Genomic DNA, 22844 nt, shown 5'->3' with positions numbered 1-22844 from the left:
ACCAGCAACGGCCTAGCTTATCAACCCCGAAGCGGCCCGATCCGCAGTCGCGCGGATGTGATCCCCCGAGGGCCCGGCGCTGCCTTCCTGCCGCCGAGGAACGATGTATGCTCTGTGGCGTAGAGCACTCTTAAGGGTTTGTAATATGTCAGAAAATCACGACCGGCATTGTACTTGCGGGCAGCCGTCCCGCCGCGTGGTGATGGGTTCGACAGCGGCCCTGGGAGTTGCTGCGGCTTTGGCCGAGTATGCTCAGGCGGCCACCGGCCCGAAGACGTTGCCGGCCAAGGGCTTTGCGGTGAAGGCCAAGGATTCCGGCTTCTCGCCGTTCGCCTTCAAGCGCCGCGATGTCGGCCCCAAGGACGTGCTGATCGACGTTCTCTATTGCGGCGTCTGCCATTCCGACATCCACACCGCCTGGAACGAATGGCCGGGCACACATTATCCGTGCGTTCCGGGGCACGAGGTTCTCGGCCGCGTGCTCAAGGTCGGCAAGGAAGTGACCCGCTTCAAGCAGGGCGACATCGCCGCCGTCGGCTGTCTGGTCGACTCCTGCGGCCATTGCCCGAGCTGTGAGGAAGGTCTCGAGCAGTTCTGCGAAAACGGGTACACGCTCACCTACGACAGCGCCGACAAGACCCTCGGCGGCTACACCTACGGCGGCTATTCCAACCTCATCACCGTCACCGAGCATTTCGTGGTGAAGATTCCGGAGAAGATGAATCCGGCCGCCACCGCGCCGCTCCTGTGCGCCGGCGTTACCACGTTCTCGCCGATGCGCCACTGGAAGGTGAAGAAGGGCTCGAAGGTCGGCATCATCGGCATCGGCGGGCTTGGCCATGTCGGGGTCAAGATCGCGGCCGCGCTCGGCGCCGAGGTCACGGCCATCACCACGTCGCCCGGCAAGGCGGCCGATGCCAAGCGGCTCGGCGCCAAGGACGCGATCGTCTCGACCGACGAGGCGGCGATGAAGGCGAATGCCAACCGCTTCGATTTCCTCCTCTCCACCATCCCGCAGCACCATCCCTTGATGCCGTACACCAACCTCTTGCGGCGCGACGGCACGCTGGTGCTGGTGGGGGCGCTCGACGGCGAGCCGATGCAGGTGTGGGGGCCGCCGCTGATCGGCCAGCGCAAGGCCGTCGCCGGCTCGGTAATCGGAGGCCTCAAGGAAACGCAGGAGATGGTCGATTTCTGCGCCGCCAACGGCATCACCGCCGATATCGAGATGATCGACGGCAAGAATCTCGACGCCGCCTATAAGCGGGTCAAAGCCAAGGACGTGCGCTACCGCTTCGTGATCGACCTCGGCAAAGTCTGAGGCCCGGCAAAACGTGTGGAAAATCCGGCTGTCCCGCTCCGTGCGGGGCAGCCATGACCACACGTCGCGATGAATTACGGCCGGTTCCGGCTTAAACTCGCGTTCAGGACCGCTGCGGCGGTAAGCGGCGGCCCGAACGGCTATTCGCGCGAGCCTCCTCCACGTCGGCCGTTACGGGCCGGGAAGGAGGAAAAATGACCAAGTACATTCTGGCAGCATTGGCTTTGGCGGCAGCGTTGTCCGTGCCGGCCGCGGCGACCGACATGTCGTCGCTCAGCGCCTTCGTGTCGAGCTGCACGTCGGACTCCAAGGGCTGTCATTCGGCGGCGACGAGTGCGATCCACTCGGCGCGCAACGCGAAATACGGCTGTATTCCGGAAAAAATCTCGGCCGACGACGCCGGCGACAGGCTGCTCGACTGGTTGCGCTACACGGCCGCCAAGGACCCGAAGTACGTCAAAGAGTCGCTCGCCGACCTGATGTGGACCGGCATCGACGAAGTCTGGCCTTGCAAGAAGTAAGACCCGCCTCCCTTGGCGGGAAGGTTGGAAAATCGCGCGGGTTTCTGCCCTCGCGGGCGTGTGTTTTCGATAGAGGCCGCGGGGACGGGCGCGGAGCGCACAGGGCGAAGGGCTGCCGGCAGGCAGCCTTCTCGTCAAACCGTCTGGTTCAGCCGTTTGACCACCCTGGCCGGATTGCCGACAGCGAGGCAGTCCGGCGGAATGTCTTTTGTCACCACCGCACCGGCGCCGATCACGCTGCGATCGCCGATGGTCACGCCCGGCAGGATGGTCACGTGGCCACCGATCCAGCAATTGTCGCCGATCACCACCGGCGCGACGTCTTCCCATTGGAGCCGTTCGGCCAGTTCCAAGGGATGGCGCGCGGTATAGATGTGCACGCCCGGCGCGATCAGCGTCTTCCTGCCGATGGTAATGCCGCCGCCGTCGAGAAAGGTGCAGCCGAAATTGACGAACACGCCTTCGGCCGCATGGATGCGCACCCCGTAGTCGCAATGGAACGGCGGCTCGAGATAAAGGTCGGGCGCCGAGTTCGGACACAACTCACGGATGACGTCCTGCATCGTGTCGGCATGATATTCGGTGACGTTGAGCCGGTGCAGGATGCGCTTGACCTTCTTGCGCACCCCGATCAGCTCCGGCCCGTGCGCATCGAACGGCTCACCCGCGAGCATCTTTTCGTATTCGGATTTTGGGGACATGCAATCCTCAATCGACATTTGCCCAGTGTTGTCGCGAGACGCGACCACACTAATCGGATATACCGCACTATGTCGAGGTTTGGCGAGGGAATGAGTAGGCCTAGTGATTTGGTCGACCAACATCACGCAGCATTATGAACTTTTTGATCAGAAACCCGACGACACCGCTGATAACGGTGTCCATTCGGAGTTCGCCGAACGTTTTCCACTGATCGATTGGGATGTTGTCGCGTATGTACTCGACTGTAGTGCTCTGGCCGATGAACGAAAACCAACCGAATGTCGTAACGGCCAGGATGAACAGTATTTCGCCCGGCAAGCCGCCAACAATGGCGTGAGGACCGACGCATAGCACGATAGCCAGCACCGCAACGCAAAGCAAAATTTGCAGTATTGCGGCGCCATACTGGATGTAAACATAATTGCGGTGGACTCGCCACATCGTCATCTGGAAGTAGCGTTCGATATGGAGGACACGCAAGGGCAACCAGATAGTTAGTGCCATCAGGTAGTCCGATTGTGCCATCCACTTGCCTTCGTCTAGGTCGTAGGAGTCGCGAATGGCGATTTGGATGTTGTCAATGCAGGCCTTCAGCGCAGCGAGGCGCTGAAGCGTATTCTGGCTAACGGCGATGCAAGACTGCTGCAACGCTGTGGCGAATTCCTGATCCACTCTGCCCAACACGAGCAAGTATAGTCCGTACGCCAAGAGTGCGCACGTTGGGTAGATCACAAGCGTTCCATATATGGTGCCATCCAGAACGCTCAGAGATGTAATCGCGCCGCAAAGTGCACTGGTCAGACCCAGCAGGATGCTGAAGACGGCGATTGTCCCCAGGATGATTACGCGCTTGATGATGACCTTGTGTCCGTAGCTCGTACGAAAAAGATAGGCGAAGCGCTGATACAGGGCTCGCAGATCGTTATCGGCGTTGGGGAAATTGAGTTCAGTTTCGTCGGCGAAGACACGGAAGTACATTCGCCCCAGCAAATAGGTCACTCGCGAATCTGGGAACATCTCGTCGCGCGTTCGGGTCCGATCGAGTAGTGCATTCATCTGCTGCGAGATTTCTGCGCGCTCATCTGGTCCGGCCTTGCTAAACGCTTCCGGTTCCACGTTGTCGAGTTTCAGATCGGCAGGGAAGTGCCGAAAGTTTGTCCCGACTTCGTGGAAATGCCAGTTGTTTTTGATTGTCTGTTTCGCTCCCGCGTCAGACGCCGCTTCGCCTGCGGCCGGCGCATCTTCCCCCATTGCCCCTCGCCCCATACCAAGACAAACAAGCATACTCCAGCCGCTGTTTCTCGGTAAGCGCCATCACCCATCATGATCTGGATTGGCACTAATTCTCGATCTGGGTATGATTTGGCCATTGTCAGTGGTTTTTGGCTCAACAGCATAATGTCGTCAGTCTTAGTGTGTTAAGGCGTAGCGCAGAACCCGAAAGAACCCATGTTCTCCGTCATCACCGCTTTGATCGACCTCATCGCCGGTATCATCGGCGGGGTCATCCGGCTGATCACCTCGTGCATCGGCTCGTGTTTCGGGATGGTGATCGTGGCGCTGATTTTCGTCGCGCTGATCGCGGCGCTGGTGCTGCACGTGTTCTGAGGCGGCGCTCAGTGCCAGGGATGGGTCTTGAGGCCGATGACGGCCGTCAGGATCAGCGGCAGGGCCATGACGACGCCCCATGGTCCGGCGACCAGGTACGCAACGACCGACCACAGTACCAACGAGAACATGCGCAACTCCGCTGGCGCAAAGCTTACGCTGCGGGGCGCTAACGGCCGGTTGTTAAACTCGGTTAACAGAAGATGTCCGCCCGCGGGGGCTGCTGTGCTGCGCCGTGATGCCGTCTTGCGGAGTTCCTGATATGTTCTACAATCCGCACAGTGCCGGGCCTGACGTGAACGTAGACGTGAAGACGCGGCTTTGGGGGGGAGGGGGGACCGTGATTACGCCCATTCCTCAATTCAATTCTCAACGCATTGTGGAGTTGTGCCGGCCCAACCCTAGATAAAGTGGCTGCCTGCGACCCTCGGCCCGGCTCAGGTGCTTGCGTCGGAACCGACTCGCTGGTACAGGCTCAGCGCTTCAGAGATTGCCTCGCTTTTCCGCCGACGAGCTATGGTTCGCCGCCGGATTTGCACAATCTCACCCAGGCCGGGCGCGCAGCCCGCCGGAGCGCGCCCCCCGTATAGAAAAGGAGTGCGCGCCATGACCACCATCCGGGAAGCTCTCACCTTCGACGACGTCCTGCTGGTACCCGCCGCCTCCGAAGTTCTGCCGGGGCAGGTCGACACCCGCACGCGGCTGACCAAGACGGTCGAACTCGGCATCCCGCTGGTCTCCGCTGCGATGGATACGGTCACGGAGGCCCCCCTCGCCATCGCCATGGCGCAGTCCGGCGGCATGGGCGTCATTCACAAGAACCTCTCCATCGAGGAGCAGGCCGAGCACGTCCGCCGGGTGAAGCGCTACGAAAGCGGCATGGTGGTGAACCCGGTGACGATTTCGCCCGATGCCACGCTCGCCGATGCGCTGCATCTGATGGAGCAGCACAACATTTCCGGCGTGCCGGTGGTGGTGGGGGCGACGCCGGGCCATGCCGGCACGCTGGTCGGCATTCTCACCCATCGCGACGTGCGCTTCGCCATCGATCCGACCCAGAAGGTCGCCGACCTGATGACCAAGGACAATCTCTGCACCGTCTCTCCCGGCGTTTCGATGGGCCGCGCCCGCAAGCTGCTGCACGAGCGCCGCATCGAGAAGCTCCTGGTGGTCGACGAGGATTATCGCTGCATCGGCCTCATCACCGTGAAGGACATCGAGAAGGCGCAGAAATTCCCCAACGCCTGCAAGGACGAGCGCGGCCGCCTGCGCGTCGCGGCGGCGACCTCCACCGGCGAAGACGGCATCCGCCGCGCCATGGCGCTGATGGAAGCGGAAGCCGATGTGATCGTGGTCGATACCGCGCACGGCCATTCCAAGGGCGTGCTCGACACCATCGCGGCGATCAAGAAGCACTCGAACTACACCCAGGTCCTGGGCGGCAACGTCGCCACCGCCGACGGCGCCAAGGCGCTGATCGATGCGGGCGCGGACTCGATCAAGGTCGGTATCGGCCCCGGCTCGATCTGCACCACGCGCATCGTGGCGGGCGTCGGCGTGCCCCAGCTCACGGCGATCATGGATGCGGTGGAAGAATGCCGCAAACACGGCGTTCCGGTGGTCGCCGACGGCGGCATTAAGTTCTCCGGCGATCTGGCGAAGGCCATTGCGGCGGGCGCGTCCGTTGCGATGGTGGGCTCGCTGCTCGCAGGCACCGAAGAGGCGCCGGGCGAGGTGTTCCTGTTCCAGGGCCGCTCCTACAAAGGCTATCGCGGCATGGGTTCGCTGGGCGCGATGGCGCGCGGTTCGGCCGATCGCTATTTCCAGTCGGAAGTGAAGGACACGTTGAAGCTGGTGCCGGAAGGCGTCGAAGGCCAGGTGCCGTACAAGGGCCCGGTCGCCGGCGTGATCCACCAGATCATCGGCGGCCTGCGCGCCGCGATGGGCTACACCGGCTGCGCCACCATCGGCGATTTTCATGAGAAGGCCAAGTTCGTGCGCATCACCGGCGCCGGTCTTTCCGAAAGCCACGTCCACAACGTGACGGTCACGCGCGAAAGCCCGAACTATCCGGGAGCGCATTAATTGACCCCCGCCGCCCGTCTCCAGGCTGCGATTGACGTGTTGACTGCGCTGGAAACGACGGCGGCACCGGCGGACCGCGTGTTGCGCGAATACTTTCGCGCCCGCCGGTATGCGGGCTCGAAGGATCGCGCTGCGGTGGCCGAACGGGTGTTCGATTGCTTCCGCCATGCCGGTTCGTATGCATGGCGGATGAACGAAGCCTCGCCGCGCGCGCGGGTGATCGCCTCGCTTCTGGCGGAAGGTGCCGATCCGGCCGATTTCTTCACCGGTGCGTCCTATGCACCGGCTGCACTTACCAAAGAAGAAGCCGCCGCACTCGCTGCGCCGCCGCGCGATCCGCCGTTGCATGTCGAGGGCGAGTTTCCCGCCTTTCTCGAACCGGAACTGACCAAAGCGTTCGGCGCCGATCTTTTCGCCGAAATGGCGGCCATGCAGCCGCGCGCGCCGGTCGGCATTCGCGTCAACACGTTAAGGACCGCGCGCGAAACGCTCGTCACCGCGCTCGCCTCGGAAGGCTTCGAAGCCACGCCCACGCCGCATGCCGCGACCGGCTTGCGTCTTGATGGTGCGACGACATCCAAACTTTCCGCGTCCGGTTTGTTTGCCGCCGGGCATTTCGAATTCCAGGACGAAGCCGCGCAAATTTGTGCCGCCCTCTGCGATGCCAAGCCCGGCATGCGCGTGCTCGATTACGCCGCCGGCGCGGGCGGCAAGGCCTTGGCGCTCGCCGCCGCTATGAACAACAAAGGCGAGATCGTCGCCCACGACATCGAAGCCGGCCGTTTGGCGATGATCGGCCCGCGCGCGGAGCGGGCTGGTGTGAGCATCATCCGCACGACGACGTCGCTTCCGCCGGTGCAATACGACCTCGTTCTGCTCGATGCGCCGTGCAGCGGGACCGGTACGTGGCGCCGTCAGCCCGAACTGCGCGTGCGGTTCACGCCGGAACGTTTGGCCCAATTGGTCGCGTTGCAGGCCAAGCTGATCGCGGACGCCTCGCGGTTCGTCGCTCCCGGCGGACGCTTGGTCTACGCCACCTGTTCGGTTCTGCCGTGCGAGAACGACGAGCACATTGCCGCCTTTCTCGGCACCCACCCCGAATTCGCGCCGGTCCCGGTCTCGGACCGCGAGACGTTCTTCCACGCCAGCCCGCGCCGGACCCAGACCGACGGGTTCTTCACAGCCGTATTGCGCCGCTCTACATAGTTCGTCCCCAACGCCCGCAGGAATTATCCCATGTCCGCTCCCGTCCTCGTTCTCGACTTCGGCTCTCAGGTCACCCAGTTGATCGCGCGGCGAGTGCGCGAGATCGGCGTCTATTGCGAGATCGTTCCGTTCAACAAGGCGGAGGCCGCGCTGGCGGAGAAGCCGCAAGCCATCATCCTGTCCGGCGGGCCGATGAGCGTGCACGCGGACGGTTCTCCGCGGGCGCCGGAAAGCGTGTTCACGGCAGGCGTTCCGGTGCTCGGCATCTGCTACGGCGAAATGACGATGGTGACCCAGCTCGGCGGGCGCGTCGAAGGTGGTCATGCCCGCGAGTTCGGCCGCGCCGACATCGTGATCGGCAAGCAGTCGCCGCTGCTCGCTGGTCTCGGCGACCCGTCCGGCCGCGAGCCCGTGTGGATGAGCCATGGCGACAAGATCGTCTCGATCCCGCCGGCCTTCGAAGTGGTGGCGACCAGCGAGAATTCGCCCTACGCCGTCATCGCCGACGAGGCGCGCAAGTTTTACGGCGTGCAGTTCCACCCCGAAGTGGCGCACACCCCGCGCGGCATCGAAATCCTGCGCAACTTCGTCGTCGGCATTGCCGGCATCAAACCCGACTGGAATATGCGGGCCTTCAAGGAACAGGCCATCGCCCGCATTCGCGCCCAGGTCGGCAAAGGTAAGGTGATCTGCGGCCTCTCCGGCGGCGTCGATTCCTCCGTCGCGGCGGTGTTAATCCACGAGGCCATCGGCGACCAGCTCACCTGCATTTATGTCGACACCGGTTTGATGCGTGCGGGCGAAAGCGAACAGGTGGTCAGCCTGTTCCGCGGCCACTACAACATTCCGCTCTTGCATGCCGATGCCTCCGACATGTTCCTCGAACAGCTTCACGGCGTCAGCGACCCCGAAAAGAAGCGCAAGATCATCGGCAAGGGCTTCATCGACGTGTTCGATTACGAGGCCGGAAAAGTGGGCGGCGCCGAGTTCCTGGCGCAAGGCACACTCTATCCCGACGTGATCGAATCCACCTCGGCCACGGGCGGCCCGTCGGCGACGATCAAGAGCCATCACAATGTCGGCGGCCTGCCGGCGCACATGAAGATGAAATTGGTCGAGCCGTTGCGCGAACTCTTCAAGGACGAAGTGCGTGCGCTCGGCCGCGAGCTTGGCCTGCCCGAAGCCTTCGTCGGCCGCCATCCCTTCCCTGGCCCCGGTCTCGCCATCCGCATTCCGGGCGAGATCACGCGCGAGAAACTCGAGATCCTGCGCAAGGCCGATACCATCTATCTCGAAGAGATCCGCGCCGCCGGTCTCTACGACGAAATCTGGCAGGCGTTCGCGGTGCTGCTGCCGGTCAAGACCGTGGGCGTGATGGGCGACGACCGCACTTACGATTACGTCTGCGCGCTGCGCGCCGTCACCTCATCCGACGGCATGACCGCCGACTTCTATCCCTTCGGCCACGATTTCCTCGCCCGCGTCTCGACCCGTATCGTCAACGAGGTCAAGGGCATCAATCGTGTCTGCTACGACATCACCTCGAAGCCGCCGGGAACCATCGAGTGGGAGTGAATTAAGGTGGTTTCAGACCATCCCGCTCCGTGCCGGAAATCGCACGAACTCGTTTACTGACAAGGATTATTTTTTCCACCCCGTGTCGCTGCATGTCACCCCAACCGAGCCACTTTGTTGGTACCGATGTTGGTATGGCGCAGGATGGTCGAGAAACGGGCTTCCGGTACCAACAGCTCCTCCTGATGGTATCCGTTCGCCCCCGACCGGATGCGGATTTATGAGCGAACTCACTGATAAAGAACTGAAAAATCTCAAGCCGAGGGCCAAGCTTTACAAGGTGACGGACCGCGACGGGATGTACGCGGCCGTCACCCCAACCGGGGTCGTTTCGTTCCGATATCAGTACCGGGTGAATGGACGGCAGGAGGTCTTGACTATCGGCCGATATAGCGCCGCGTCGGCGCACAAGCTGACACGGGCGCCCGACGCGCTGGATTACGGCATGGAGGTGTCGCTTGCGGAGGCACGGTCGCTGCTGGCGCGGGCTCGGCGTCAGGTCGAGCGGGGCGAGTCGCCGTCAAAAGCCAAGGTGGAGAAACGCACCGCATCAGCCAAGGCGTTGACGTTCGGTGGGTGGGCGGAAGCCTATTTTAAGCACAAAGCCGATCCTAAGTCTGGGGCCGAGAAACTGGCCGACAGCACCCTGGCGATGCGCCGATCGGTTTATGATCGCGCCATCGCGGGAGAGTTTTCGAAGCTCAAGCTGGGGGAGGTGACGCCACAACGCCTCAAACATCTGTGCGACGAGGTCAAAGAGAGGCGTGGGCCGGCCGTCGCCGTGCATGTTCGCGAGGTCGTGTTACTGGTGTTCCGCCATGCCCAGGGATGCGGGCTGGACGTGAGCAACCCGGCCGAGTCGATCCGCACCAGCGCCATCGCCACGTTCGAGCCGCGCGAGCGCGCCCTGTCACCTTCCGAGGTCCGCGCGTTCCTGGGAGCCTTGGATCATGTATCGGCAGCGCCCACGCTGCGCTTAGCGGTGAAGTTTGTCCTGCTGACCGGCGTCCGTAAGTCGGAGTTCATCGACGCCACGTGGAAGGAAATCGACTTCGCCACCGCGCGCTGGACGATCCCAGCCGAGCGCATGAAGGCCGGTAAGGCGCATGTCGTTCCGCTAAGCGATCAGGCGCTCGACATTCTAACGGTATTCCGCACCATGTTCGGTGCCAGCCGATACCTGCACCCCGGCCGATACGACAGCGACACGCCCATTAGCAACGCCACGCTCAACCGTGTGATCGACACGGTAGTAGAGCGTATCCGGGTGACTGATCCTGATTTTCAGAGCTTTGGCGTTCACGACCTGCGCCGCACGTTTTCGACTGGCCTGAACCGTGCCAAGTTCGATGATCGTTGGATTGAGATGAGTTTGGCCCACGCGCCCAGAAACCGGATCGCGGCCATCTACAACGTGAACCGGTATCTCGCCGAGCGGAAGGTTATGCTGCAGTGCTGGGCTGATATGCTCGATGCTTGGGTGAGGGGCGAAACCGCCAAGGAGTTGATCGCCGACGCGAAGCGACGTGCCTCCGAAATTCACGACGATGAACTGGATGACGATCTCTGAACTACGTCGTTTGCGTCTATTCTGTCATCCCGTTTGGAATATTTGTCGTTGTCAATTGTGGCTCGCCAGCGTGCGGGATTAGCGATCCAGCGATTGATGTCGGATTCATGCCAGCCCGAGCCATTGGTGCTGATCTTAAGCTGGGCGGGGAACGTGCCTTCGGCGATCTTGCGATAGATGGTCGATCGGCTAAGACCGGTGCGGGTCAGCACCGTTCGTATTCGTAAAATCTTCTCGGGCTCCGGCATGAAACATCCTCGATAGCGTGAGGATTATGTTCGTCGGTGCGCCATCGAAGTCAACGCGAGTTGTGGTGGCCCATTATTGTTCTTGGCGTATTGCGGAGCATTAAGGGATGCGACAACGCACGCGAGCGTGCCGTCGGTATGGTTTGGAACCGGCAAAAATATTTTGCGCCAGACGTGATTGCGGGGGCCCCGACTACTGAACCTTTCTCAAGAAGCCATAGCTGACCGTCGATCCGATCCCAAGCCACTATCCGCTGCCCACTCTCTGTCAAGGCCGCGAGCCGCTCTGCGGTGGCGCGAAGCGCCAGTCTTGACAGTGTGTGGGAAGCGGAACTTCTGCCTGGATCGGATCGACGGCGGCATTGGTCGATTATCGTTCTGCCGCAGGCATTGTGATCACGCAGCGCTTGCGCTGCTTGCTGGTGCTTTTCAGGCAGGCATCCAACGCGTGCCTGTTAGCAACAACAATGCGATTGCCGAGAACAATATCGTTCCAAAGCGCGGGCGCGGAGGCTTGGATCAGATGTTCTCCGGCCGCCGTTTGTTCCATACCGAGAATCGCGGCGGCTTTTGCTTCAGGCGATCGATGATCGACTGGAGGGGACTGAACTATAAGCCCTGCGATAACCGCCCAGAGGATCATGCCGGTGATGAGGCACGCTGCACCCGTAGCGACGAGCCAAATGCGCTGCGACTTCGCGCTGCGCGCCGACTGCAAATAGCTATTCAGGTCCCGCGTCGCCTGCTGTAACGCAGCGCTCGCGCCGGTCAGCACTGCATGATTGGCCCGCCTGGCGCTTTCGGCCGCATCATCAATTTGCCGACCGATATTCTCCGGCGTTAGGTGCAACCCTAGCAACTCACCGAGCTTTTTGAAGTGCCACGCCGCAGCGGTGCAGGCTTTCAAAATCTGTCCCAGGGTTTCGCTGTAATCGGGGATGGTGGCGCGTTCGGCAGCAAGACCAGCAACGGCGCGGCGGGCGAGCGCCACTTCCTCACGAAGTGCCTCGAACGCCGCCGCCGCGGGATCTTCGGCGAGGGAAGCTTTCGGCTCTTGGGTTGCCGGTGTTGGCGTCACTGCGTTGGGCAAAACCTCGGGTCCATCTGTCATGGTCATCTCCAGATCATGTTCACAAGCCAAGCCCCCGATTTCGGCCCCGGCCTAACTGGTCCATCAGCTCGGCGCCGATACTCGGTCCTTCCCGTGCCCCAAGACCCAATTCGATTTTTCGATTGCGCAGGATCGATTCGACTTGCGGGTCGCGCTCCAGGGATTTCGCCATCCCGGCCATGTTGGCGCGTACTGCCTTGGCACCCTCAAAATCGTAAGCCCGCTCTAGCCGATCGTGCGCCTTCGAGAGCCCTTGCCATTCGGCGACAAACCGGTCGGCGCGCAGCGCCGGATTGGTGCGGATTTCGACCTCGGCTTGAAGAGCCCGGATGATCCGGTTTGTCTGCCCTTTGGCGGCATCGGAAAGCAGCGTGGGATCGTGAGCGATCGCACTTTCCAGATCGGCCGCCAGTTTGGGTCGCACCTCGTCGAGGCGTCTTCGCGCTTTTTCGAGAGCGCGTTCCTGTTCCGGCAGCACCGGCAGTTGCCGCGCACTCATGCGGTCAATATCGGTCCGCGCGCGGCCATATTGGCCAATGGCGGCATCTCGCTCGGCGGCCCGTTCGGGCGCACCGACCAACGTTTTGGGAACCGCCGTGCGTTCTGGGGCACGATGCGAGTCTATTCCCCGATCCGGCGGCGGCATTGGCGGCCGGAAGGTCACGAACAATCCGCGCTTAGTCTCGGCGGTCTGCTGTCCGGCATCGCGCGTCCGATTTTGTTCCGGCGTTACCTGATGGCGGTGCTGATCCGCGGTGGAGATGTCACGCGACTGGCCGCGGTCCGTTTCGCGAACTTGGGCTCGCGCATCCCTGCCGTAGTCGCTCGCCATATCCTTGGCCCGCTCGCGCGACAGAACGCGAGCAAGTTTGTCGTCGTCGGTGAAGTCGTCACGGCCCAAATGCAGGTCCACCCGCTCGCGATGACGAGACAGCGCCACGTAAGAAGCGTGACGATCCAAACCCGGTGTTGCCAGCACATGCACCTGGTCCACCGTGACGCCTTGGGCCTTGTGGATGGTGGCGGCATAGCCGTGATCGAGCTGGTTATAGTCTTTGAAGTCGAACCCGACCTGCCGCCCGTCATGCAAACGGATGTCCATATGGGAGGAGGTGACCCGTTCGACGGTGGCAAGGGTGCCGTTCTTGATGCCAAGGCTGCGCTCATTCTTGAGCATCATCACCCGGTCGCCAGCCGCAAAGTCTCGCTTCCCACGCTCGACCGTAATGGCGACATCTTCACCTAGATTTCCGGCTTCCCGGAGCCTCTCCCGCGCCAACTGGTTGAGGCTTTGCACTTCTTCATTGGTGTGGGTGAGTATGATGCGGGATTTGCCGGGAGAGGCTTGCCGGTCTCGATCCCAGCTTTCGATGAGCTTGGCCCGTGCCTCGTCGCGTGTCAGCTCGACATGAACCATGCCGCGGTCGCGGTAGGCCTGAAGCGCTTCGTCGGTCCGCCCGGTCGCCAAATGCCTTGTGGCTTCGCGCTGCCAGGTCTCGCGCTGGCGGCGGATTTCGGTGATCTCGACATGGGGATGGCGCTCGCTGAGAGACCGGAAGGCAGCGCCAGCTTCAATCGCCTGGAGCTGCTCGGGGTCACCAACCAGAACCACTTTGGCGCCGCGGCGCTCGGCTTCTGAGAGAACCCGCTCCAATTGCCGTGAGCCAACCATCCCGGCTTCATCGATCACCAGCACATGATTGCGGTCCAAAAGCTCCCGGCCTTGCGCCCATTGGTGCTCCAGACTGGCAATGGTGCGAGAGGCGATCCCGGAACCGGCCTCCAGGTTCTCGGCGGCAATACCGGAAAGTGCAATCCCGCGCACCTCAAACCCAGCATGCTCCCACGCCTCTTTGGCCACGCCCAACATCGCCGATTTGCCAGTTCCGGCGTAGCCGATGACGAGGCCCAGGTCTCGCCCGTCCGTAATATGGAGTAGGGCCCGGCGCTGCTCCCCGGACAGCACCAAACCCCTCTTTTCGGCCGCGGCCAAAGCCCGATCCCGGGCATATTCCGAGATTTCGTGGTGTTCCCGTCCGACCAGACGATCGGCCGAGCGGTGAAGGCGCTCTTCGATCCGAACCATATCCCGGCTGGTGAAACGATCTTCGCCGTGGCCGTCCCTCCCAAGTCGGACCAATTTCGGCGAGCCTTCCACCGCCGCCATCACGCCATTGAACTGCTCCAGCCCGTCGGAATGGCGATGGGCAAACATTGCCAAATCCCGCCGAGTGAAGGTTGCCTGTCCATGGGTAATGGCATCCAGGGCAATGGACGGACTGGCGATGATCTTCTCGCCGTTTTCCCGGGCAATTTGGCGATGGTCGTCGAGCCGCTCCGATTGCAGCCCATCCCCGGCCATCCGCGTGGCCGCCGGGCCGATCTTGTGCTGGGGCTCAAGGTCGATGCCTTGGTCTTCAAAGGAGCGGTGATCGATCCGCGCCTCGATTCCAAGTTCCCGAAGCCGCTGATTGACATGGGAGCCCCAGGCTTCCCGCCAATGCTCCAAAAGCTCGCTGCGGTTCCATTCGCGCACCTTGGCGCCGAATCCAGTTTCGTCGACGCTCCTCATGGTCAGCATGACATGGGCGTGGGGCTTGGCCTGACCGTCCGCGCCGATATCCCAATGCACATTGAGGTCGGCGATCATGCCACGCGAGACGAACTCGTCCCGGACAAAGTCTCGCGCGAGTTCAATTCCTTGGGATTGATCGAGCTCGCGCGGAATGGCGAATTCAATCTCGCGGGCAAGCTGGGCATCGCGCCGCTTCTCGCAGGCTTCGACGGCGTTCCAGAGCTGCTCGCGATCGTGGAACTCATCCGGCACATTCTCGGGCGTCAATACTTCGGAATGAACCACGCCGCTTTTGCCGGTAAAATCGTGATGTCGATCCAGGCGCTCATCATAGAGCCGCCCCGCGGAGCGATAGGCAGCCGAGGCCAGCGCGCTCGATCCGTTGGCACGACTGATGACCTTGGCCGAGAAGTGGTAGATCGCCATAGCCACACAGATACGCTTCGAAGCGCACGTCGGCACGACGTATAAGCGCGCCCTCACGAGAAAAAATCCCGTGAGGGATCGCTTGGTACCAGACTGTCTCACGCTCAATGGCGCGTTCGGCAAGAGCTCACGTTATTATCCAGACAGCAAGGAATGATGGAGCCCACCATGCGCAAACCTCGTGATTTTGACGCCGCGCTCAAAACCCTCACCGAAAAGACCAAGGCTCTCAAAGAGAACAAACGCAAACAGCTCGGCGATCTGATCGTTGCGACCGGTGCCGACGCGATCGACATCGAAACTTTAGCCGGTGCATTGATCGCGGCGGTTCAATCCACCGAAACCGCACAGAAGCAGACCTGGAAGAAAGCGGGGGCAGAGTTCTTTCGGAAGGCAAAAGCCGCTCAGAGCGCTGATGCAAGCCAACCGGAAAGCACTCAAGCGAGCGATAGCCTCTTTGCGCCGTCTCGAAGCGGAGCAGGCAAGAATTGATACGCGAGATTGGGTCGTGAAACGGCGCGAGCGTACTCGGCATTTGATCGAACTCGGCGGGCTGGTCGTCAAATCCGGCCTTGTCGAACTCACCAAGGACGATCGGACTGCGCTCTACGGGGCATTCCTAGAACTCGCACTCACCCGTCAAAGTGAAAATTGCGAGCAGACGATTATTCTTTGGAGGCGGCGGGGTGGACGAGCATTCAACGAAGAAGATGTGGCAAGAGGAGTGGAACCGGCGGGGCCGAGTGGGCGAGGGCGAAATTGAGCGTGCGGGCGTGACTGATTCAGCAATAGTGCGGCACCGAACAAAGACGCGAAAATTATTGCGATCTACCACCCCTATTTTGCTTCACGTGGAAGTAGTCATCAACAGAGTTAGCGATGGCATCGGTCAAAGCTGCTCGCCAGGACGCGGACTTCAACCGAGCAGCCTCGGCATTATTGGACAGAAAGCCCATTTCTAGAAGCACAGATGGGATTTCCGGCGTCGTAAGCACGCTCAGACGGGCGCTCCGAATCGAACCGTTGGGAAGCATATTCGTCACGTCAGCTAGTCTTGCTGTCAGCTTTTCGGCGAACGAGCCGGAAAGATTGGCGGTGTGGCGCGAGACGGTTGGCGTAACAAATCCGCTGGGAGCATCCGAGGAGCGACCATCGGGGTTTGATGTGCCGATATTCTCCTCCTTGAGCATGCTCCCGCTCTCGCTGTTGGTATAGACATACACCGAAGCACCGCTCACGGAAGGATCACCGCTGTAGTTGACATGGAGCGAAATAAACAAGGAGGGATGAGCCTGTATCACTATTTCCAGCCGCTCGTTCAAAGCTAGCAGCTCATCCGATTTGCGCGTTAGACAAACCGAATAACCACGCTGCAACAGCCTCGCAGAAAGCGTCTGTGCTTCGACGAGCGCGAGGGTCTTTTCGTCAACGCCGTTTTTGTTCGTGACGCCCTTGTCGACACCACCATGACCTGGATCAATAAGGATAAGCTTTCGACCATCATGCACACGGTCGCAATGTAAACTTTGGCCCGCATAAGCTCGAAAGCCTACAAAACTGCCGACGAAAAGACACACGAGAATGGCGGCTGCATATCTGCACATTGTACCCTCCCAGAATCGTGCTTGGCTAATCGTAGCGGTATCGACATCGCGTGCGAAAGTTAATTGATCGCATGTCCTGCCAGATCTCCAGATAGTCGCTCGGACAGATTTGGCCTTACCTGCAAAAAAAGGTCGGGGGGCACAGTGCCCTTCCGACACAAGGCGTTCCCCGGTAAATTGCTAAAATGATCTTAGTGCGCAGTTGATAAGGAAATTCCTATAAGCTCCCTGGTTCCAGGTGTCGCACAGTCGATGCATGTCCCAACGACCTACGTGTCCTATTCTATCGTCTTAGCGTACGGAGGGAATGACCTGTCCACCGTGTCAGGGCAGGCCGTGAGAGGGGGCGGAGCGTATGGGGCAAGGCTACAAATATCGCGCATTTATCAGTTATAGCCATAGGGATAAGGAGTGGGGCGCGTGGCTGCACAAGGCCCTCGAATCCTATCGGATTCCCAAACGCCTCGTCGGTACGGACGGACGCGACGGGCCGGTTCCAGCGCGTCTCTATCCAATTTTTCGCGACCGTGATGAGCTTCCTTCCTCCGCCGATCTCAATTCGCAGATCGTCAATGCGCTGAACGATTCCGCCTATTTGGTCGTCATATGCTCCTCTCATGCAGCGCAAAGCCATTGGGTGAACGAGGAAATCCTGGCTTTTAAGCGCATGGGGCGGGAGAACCGCATTCTCGCCGTCATCGTCGATGGCGAACCGAGTGCGGCCGGCGATCCGCAAACTGCTTCACGCGAGTGTTTTCCACCAGCGCTGAAATTCAAGCTCGGGTCCGATGGCAATCTCTCGGCGGAACGTACCGAACCAATTGCCGCGGATGCGCGCCCCAGTGCCGACGGCAAACAGAACGCCAAGCTCAAGCTGATCGCAGGCTTGGTGGGCATCGGCTATGACGCGCTTAAGCAACGCGATTTGGAGGCACAGCGCGCGCAGTTCAGAAAACGCGTGATGATTTCCGGCAGTGTGGTCCTAGGGCTCGCGAGCCTATTGGTTTTATCCGTTTTGTTCGCGATCACGTCTGAAAAGACACGTAACGCATCGCTGATTTCGCAGTCGAGTTTCCTGGCGCATGAATCGCAGACAGCTACCGCATCGGGCGATGCCGGGCTGGCGATGTTGCTCGCGCTTAAGGCTTTGCCGGAGCGGCTGGATTCGCCATCACGGCCGTTGTCGATGGATGCACTTGCTGCACTCAGTCAGGCATGGATCGAGTTACGTGAAATCTCCGACCTGAATAGCGACCCAAAGCTCAGACGAAACTGGAGCGAAGCGCAAGAGGTTTCGGCGCAGCTTGATCATACCAGCGGCATCAACTCCGTCGCCTACTCTCCAGACGGTACGCGCATCGTTACCGCATCTTGGGACAATACCGCGCGTATTTGGAATATCGCCAACGGCCGGGACCTCCTGACACTCAGGGGGCACACAAGCGGAGTCGAATCTGCCGCCTATTCGCCGGACGGAAAGCGCATCGTCACCGCGTCGTGCGATAACTCGGCACGCATTTGGAGTGCGACGAGCGGCAGCCAAATCGTTTTGCTTGGCGGTCATGCCGACTGCGTAAAATCTGCCGCTTTTTCGCCGGACGGCAAACGCATCGTCACCGCATCTTGGGACAAGACCGCACGCGTTTGGGATGCGGCAAACGGCAAGCAGCTATTGTTGCTTGGCGGTCATGCAGATAAGGTCTTGTCCGCCGCGTTCTCGCCGGACGGTACGCGGATCGTCACCGGCTCGGTTGACCAAACAGCGCGCATCTGGGACGCCGCGACCGGCAGACAGATAGCGGTCCTAAGAGGGCATAGCTTCACCATTCATTCCGCCGCGTTCTCGCCGGACGGCAGGCGAATCGTCACCGCATCTGGCGATAAGACCGCGCGCATCTGGGACGCCGCAAGCGGTAAGCAACTCTCGATGCTCAGCGGTCACGAGGCTTCCGTGATCTCGGCCGCCTTTTCGCGCGACGGCCGGCGCATCGTGACCGCCTCACCGGACAAGACCGTGCGTATCTGGGACGCGGCAAGCGGAGAACAGCTTTTGGTGCTGCGTGGTCATGCGGAAACCGTAAATTCCTCAGCCTTCTCCCCGAATGGCGCGCGCGTGGTGAGCGCCTCGGATGACAAGACGGTGAGGCTGTGGGATGTGGTGAGCCAAAATCAGCTCTTAGTCCTCAAGGGACATGAGAACACGGTTCAGTCCGCCGCATATTCGCTGGACGGCAGGCGTATCATTACGGCGTCGGAAGATGCGACGGCCCGCCTTTGGGATGCGGTCAGCGGCAAGCAGATTTTGGTACTCAAAGGCCACCAGGGTCCTGTTACTTTCGCCACCTTCTCTCCTGACGGAATGCGTATCGTCACCGCATCTGCGGATACGACCGCGCGCATTTGGGACGCGAGCACCGGAAATGAAATTATAGTGCTCAAGGGGCACGAAGCCCCCATCGCATCCGCCGTCTTCTCTCCGGACGGCATGCGGGTCATCACGGCGTCGGTTGACGAAACCGCACGTGTTTGGGATGCCGCGAGTGACAAGCAGCTTCTGGTGCTCAGCGGTCACGGCAGCGCCGTAAACTATGCAACGTTCTCGCCAAACGGAAAGCGCATCGTCACCGCGTTGTGGGACAAGACCGCACGCGTGGTCGATGCCATGAGCGGCAAGGAACTCATGGTGCTGCGCGGTCACGATAATTTTGTGACCTTTGCGGCGTTCTCGCCTGACGGAAAGCGTATCGTTACCGCGTCAACCGATGCGACGGCGCGCGTTTGGGATGCTGCCAACGGAACGCAGCTTGCCGTGTTGCGGGGCCATGAGAATTTCATCTATTCGGCAAACTTCTCACGCGACGGTACGCGCATCGTCACCGCGTCAAGCGACAGAACGGTGCGCCTTTGGGATGCGGCAAGCGGAAAACTTCTTCTGGAGCTGAAGGGTCATGGCGATGATGTCAACGCCGCCGTGTTCTCGCCGGATGGAAGGCACATAGTTACGGCCTCATCCGACAGAACGGCCCGTGTCTGGCCGATTGCTCCGCGCTGCCAGGCACTGATCGACGACAGCAATGCCCGCATCGCCAGAATAGGTCGCGTGCTCACCGAAAAGGAGCGCGCCCGGTATTCGCTCGACCGGCAGAATGATGATGTGCTCACGCGTGCCTATGCGCATTTGCGCCCGCTATTTGCTTGGATGATCCCCCAAACTGGGGATCAATGCCGGTGACGCTGAACCAGCGCCGCCTGGTTTGCAGTGTTGGCTTTTGGAGTTGTTCTAAGATTGGGCCGGTTTCTGAATTGCTAAAAGCTATGTGGGCAGAACGTGACCAGTTGGGAAACGCGATGTATTCTCTTCTGACGGGAAGAGTTGGGGGCGTGCGTGGCGGGGAAGAACGAAAAGAGCGCGTTCAAATACGCGGCGTATATTTGTTACAGCCATAAGGACGAGGAAATCGCCGCTTGGCTGCACCGGTGTCTTGAACGCTACAGCATTCCCGGTGGTGTCGCGCCCGGATACGGCAAGCGGGCGCTGTGGGGCCGGCGCTTAGGACGTATTTTCCGTGACCGCGAGGAATTACCCGCCGGCCAGCCGCTAGCGCCGAAGCTGTTTGAAGCGTTGGCCGCTTCCGAAGCGCTGATTGTGCTCTGTTCGCCGAACGCGGCGGCGAGCCTGTATGTCAACGACGAGATTGCCGAGTTCAGGCGGCTGGGCAAGGGCCGCATCATCCCGGTGATCGTCGAGGGCGATCCGCCCGGTTGCTATCCCCCGGCGTTGGAAGCGGCTGGCGAAAATCTCAATGCCGATCTGCGCTCCGGCAGAGACGGGCGCGAAAACGGCGCGATAAAAATCATCGCCGGAATGTTGGGGGTGAACCCCGACGATCTGGTGCATCGCGAAAGACGGGCGCAACGGCAGCGTTTAGCGCTGGCAGGGCTGGGCATGACGGTGTTCGCGGGGATGGCTGTGGCAGCGGGCTGGTTCTGGCAGCAATCGGAGGCAAACACCCAGAAAGCCAACAACGCGCTCAATCGCTTCGTAGCAATAGCCGCCGAATCTGCTGTGAAACACGGCGATCCCCTGCTCGCAATGCGCTACGCCCTTGCCGGTATGAAACTCGCTCCGGCAAATGGTCCGGAGTATCATGATGTCCTTCTCAGTGCGCTCGATGCCACGCATGAGAGCAGGGTTCTAGAAGGACACACTGGCTCTGTTAATTCGGTTGTCTTTTCACACGATGGCAGACGTATTGCGACCGGTAGTGCCGATGGCACGTTGCGCATTTGGGATGTGAAAAGCGGCAGTCAAACGCACGTATTGGCGACTTCGCGCACCAATATCGTTGAATCAGTCGTCTTTTCGCTTGATGGAGCACAGGTAGCAGCAGGAAACAGCGACGGCTTTATTCGCGTATGGAATGTGGCGACTGGCAAACTGATACGCGAGTTCTTCACGGGCAGATCGTCGATCAGTACAATTTCGTTTTCACCTGATGGCAGCCGCATAGTCTCGGGAGGGTTGGATCACAATATCCAAATTTGGGATTGGCGCACTGGCATACCGGCAGCCATGTCTCTGGTAGGACATAAATTCCATATAAATGCCGTTATATATTCACCGGACGGCAGTCGCATTTTTTCCGCGAGCGACGACAAAACAATCCGAATCTGGAATTCGACGAACGGCAAGCAGATCGGCTTGATCCTGGACGAAGGTGTTGCCAGATCCCTTACTGTTTCACCTGACGGCAGCCGCGTTGTGACGGGTGATGGCGACAATGTGATCCGAATATGGGATGCAAAGACCGGCCGAAAAATTGGGCCGCCTCTTGAAGGGCACACCGGCGTAGTTGGCTCGGTCGCTTATTCGCCTGACGGCAGCCAAATTGTGTCAGCGGGTTGGGATGGTACCATCCGCATATGGAATGCGCACACAGGCAAACAGATCGGAGATGCTCTTGCGGGGCATACAAGTACAGTTAGATCTGTAGGCTATTCACCAGATGGCCGCACGATCGTATCTGGAAGTTGGGATTCTACAGTCCGTCTGTGGGATGCCCGCATAGATAAGCAGATTAGCGCCACGCTCCTGGAAGGAACGTCGTTCAGTTGTTTTGCATTTTCCGTTGACGGCAGCCGAATTGTGTCCGGAGATTTCAACGCCGGTATCCGTATCTGGGATACAAAGACCGGACATCAAGTCGGAGCACCATTCATTGGGCATACCGATGAGATTTCTTCGGTAGCGATTTCTCCTGATGCACAACGTCTCGCGTCGGGCAGCCGGATAAACCCGGTCGGCATGTTTGTGGGACGGCTGGATGCCACCGTGCGCATTTGGGATGTCCGTACGCGGAGTCAAGTCGGATCGCCGCTTACGGCACTCAAAGGTGGAGCACGATCAATCGCCTTTTCACGGGATGGTAACCTGATTGCGTCGGGAAGTGGCATGGATTGGTCTGGGGCCGGAACAGGGTCAAGGGACGCGAGCATTGTTATTTGGAATGCTCATACCGGAAAACAAATCGGATCATCCCTCTCAGGGCACGACGAAGAAGTCTCAAGCGTCGCATTTTCGACCGACGGTCGATATCTCGTGTCGGGTGATATCGATAATGCCATTCGCATTTGGGATGTGCGGAGCGGAAAACAAATTGGCGCCCCCCTCACCGGCCATACCAGCCCTGTCGAATCGGTCGCTTTTTCGCCGGATGGCAGTCGCGTTGTGTCGGGAAGTGGCGACAACACTGTACGTCTTTGGGATGCGCGCACCGGAAAACAGGTCGGCGCGCCACTGACGGGGCACACCGCAGCTGTTTCAACCGTCGCTTTTTCGACCGACGGCAGCCGCATCGTATCGGGGGGGTGGGACAATACAATCCGCATCTGGGACACTCGTACCGGCAAGCAGATCGGCGAACCGTTGAAGGGGCATGCCGACGCCGTCGTGACCGTCGTGTTTTTGCCGAACGATCACCGCATCGTATCCGCAGATTATAGCGGAAGGATATTGCATTGGGACTCTTCGCTGTATGTGAAGGATTGGGCCCAAGCCGCAACTGAAGCCTGCAATATTGTTCTGGGCAGCGGCGGCCGCCGTTTCAGTGCTGCAGAAATCCAAAACGACCCGCTGCTGCAGGCCGAATGGCCTGATCCAACCCGCGATGTTTGCGAGGGCATTCCCGGCGTGCCGCCATTGCCAGGCGCCAAACCGAAGCTGTCAGCGCCGCAACGCTGGCTCGACCAGTTGCGCACGTATCTGTCCTTCTTGAACAAGGCGAACTGATCC

18 protein-coding genes are annotated in these 22844 nt (G+C 60.4%); 11 read left to right on the top strand and 7 right to left on the bottom strand.

Annotated features, from left to right (window positions below; all coding sequences use genetic code 11):
• The first annotated feature begins 145 nt into the window (after positions 1–145).
• Together FHS84_RS19045 and FHS84_RS19040 are read left to right on the top strand one after the other, a co-directional pair.
• Entirely contained in the window at positions 146–1321 is a 1176-nt protein-coding gene (locus FHS84_RS19045) for an NAD(P)-dependent alcohol dehydrogenase (protein WP_243851220.1), read from the top strand.
• Positions 1322–1515: 194 nt separating this feature from the next.
• Positions 1516–1842, top strand: coding sequence for a hypothetical protein (locus FHS84_RS19040; RefSeq protein ID WP_166937126.1), 327 nt, complete (start codon positions 1516–1518; stop codon positions 1840–1842).
• Positions 1843–1976: 134 nt separating this feature from the next.
• Here FHS84_RS19040 and FHS84_RS19035 read toward each other — a convergent pair whose 3' ends face one another.
• Positions 1977–2543 carry a sugar O-acetyltransferase gene (locus tag FHS84_RS19035; RefSeq protein WP_208393973.1) on the bottom strand — a complete coding sequence of 189 codons (567 nt, stop codon included), beginning with the start codon at positions 2541–2543 and terminating at the stop codon, positions 1977–1979.
• Between the two features lie 100 nt (positions 2544–2643).
• Positions 2644–3795 carry a hypothetical protein gene (locus FHS84_RS19030; RefSeq protein ID WP_166937125.1) on the bottom strand — a complete coding sequence of 384 codons (1152 nt, stop codon included), beginning with the start codon at positions 3793–3795 and terminating at the stop codon, positions 2644–2646.
• Between the two features lie 198 nt (positions 3796–3993).
• Between FHS84_RS19030 and FHS84_RS19025 the strand changes: the two genes are divergently transcribed.
• Positions 3994–4152 carry a hypothetical protein gene (locus FHS84_RS19025; RefSeq protein WP_166937124.1) on the top strand — a complete coding sequence of 53 codons (159 nt, stop codon included), beginning with the start codon at positions 3994–3996 and terminating at the stop codon, positions 4150–4152.
• 8 nt (positions 4153–4160) lie between these two features.
• Here FHS84_RS19025 and FHS84_RS22105 read toward each other — a convergent pair whose 3' ends face one another.
• The gene (locus FHS84_RS22105; RefSeq protein WP_279589366.1) at positions 4161–4283 is read right to left on the bottom strand and encodes a hypothetical protein; all 123 of its coding nucleotides are present in this window, start codon (positions 4281–4283) and stop codon (positions 4161–4163) included.
• Positions 4284–4758: 475 nt separating this feature from the next.
• Here FHS84_RS22105 and guaB point away from each other — a divergent pair, with 475 nt between their 5' ends.
• From guaB to FHS84_RS19005, 4 genes are all read left to right on the top strand, one after another.
• Positions 4759–6237 (top strand): IMP dehydrogenase, encoded by a 1479-nt coding sequence (gene guaB / locus FHS84_RS19020; protein WP_166937123.1) that lies wholly within the window; start codon positions 4759–4761, stop codon positions 6235–6237.
• Positions 6238–6273: 36 nt separating this feature from the next.
• Entirely contained in the window at positions 6274–7443 is a 1170-nt protein-coding gene (locus FHS84_RS19015) for a methyltransferase domain-containing protein (RefSeq protein WP_166937122.1), read from the top strand.
• Positions 7444–7473: 30 nt separating this feature from the next.
• Entirely contained in the window at positions 7474–9018 is a 1545-nt protein-coding gene (guaA, locus tag FHS84_RS19010; protein WP_166937121.1) for a glutamine-hydrolyzing GMP synthase, read from the top strand.
• 220 nt (positions 9019–9238) lie between these two features.
• Complete coding sequence (locus FHS84_RS19005) at positions 9239–10588, top strand: tyrosine-type recombinase/integrase (RefSeq protein WP_166937120.1); 1350 nt, start codon at positions 9239–9241, stop codon at positions 10586–10588.
• Here FHS84_RS19005 and FHS84_RS19000 read toward each other — a convergent pair.
• The 3 genes from FHS84_RS19000 to traA form a co-directional block, all read right to left on the bottom strand.
• Positions 10558–10836 (bottom strand): helix-turn-helix transcriptional regulator, encoded by a 279-nt coding sequence (locus FHS84_RS19000; protein WP_166937119.1) that lies wholly within the window; start codon positions 10834–10836, stop codon positions 10558–10560. The two genes, FHS84_RS19005 and FHS84_RS19000, sit on opposite strands and share 31 nt — an antisense overlap.
• Before the next feature lie 370 nt (positions 10837–11206).
• Positions 11207–11947, bottom strand: coding sequence for a DUF6118 family protein (locus tag FHS84_RS18995; RefSeq protein ID WP_166937118.1), 741 nt, complete (start codon positions 11945–11947; stop codon positions 11207–11209).
• 19 nt (positions 11948–11966) lie between these two features.
• A complete protein-coding gene (gene traA, locus FHS84_RS18990) occupies positions 11967–14948 on the bottom strand; it encodes a Ti-type conjugative transfer relaxase TraA (protein ID WP_166937117.1) in 2982 nt (993 codons plus the stop codon).
• Between the two features lie 168 nt (positions 14949–15116).
• Between traA and FHS84_RS18985 the strand changes: the two genes are divergently transcribed.
• Positions 15117–15440: a conjugal transfer protein TraD gene (locus FHS84_RS18985; RefSeq protein ID WP_166937116.1), complete on the top strand. Its 324-nt coding sequence runs from the start codon at positions 15117–15119 to the stop codon at positions 15438–15440.
• Positions 15364–15711 carry a conjugal transfer protein TraD gene (locus FHS84_RS18980; protein ID WP_166937115.1) on the top strand — a complete coding sequence of 116 codons (348 nt, stop codon included), beginning with the start codon at positions 15364–15366 and terminating at the stop codon, positions 15709–15711. Before FHS84_RS18985 ends, FHS84_RS18980 begins: the two co-directional genes overlap by 77 nt.
• A gap of 55 nt (positions 15712–15766) precedes the next feature.
• Here FHS84_RS18980 and FHS84_RS18975 read toward each other — a convergent pair whose 3' ends face one another.
• A complete protein-coding gene (locus FHS84_RS18975) occupies positions 15767–16552 on the bottom strand; it encodes an N-acetylmuramoyl-L-alanine amidase family protein (RefSeq protein ID WP_166937114.1) in 786 nt (261 codons plus the stop codon).
• Positions 16553–16907: 355 nt separating this feature from the next.
• Between FHS84_RS18975 and FHS84_RS18970 the strand changes: the two genes are divergently transcribed.
• Positions 16908–19784: a toll/interleukin-1 receptor domain-containing protein gene (locus FHS84_RS18970; protein WP_166937113.1), complete on the top strand. Its 2877-nt coding sequence runs from the start codon at positions 16908–16910 to the stop codon at positions 19782–19784.
• Between the two features lie 153 nt (positions 19785–19937).
• Positions 19938–22841 carry a TIR domain-containing protein gene (locus FHS84_RS18965; RefSeq protein ID WP_166937112.1) on the top strand — a complete coding sequence of 968 codons (2904 nt, stop codon included), beginning with the start codon at positions 19938–19940 and terminating at the stop codon, positions 22839–22841.
• Positions 22842–22844 lie beyond the last annotated feature (3 nt).

Source organism: Rhizomicrobium electricum (genome assembly GCF_011762045.1).
Classification (GTDB): domain Bacteria; phylum Pseudomonadota; class Alphaproteobacteria; order Micropepsales; family Micropepsaceae; genus Rhizomicrobium; species Rhizomicrobium electricum.
The sequence above is the reverse complement of the archived record's forward strand: the minus strand, read 5'-3'. Positions and strand labels throughout refer to the sequence as shown.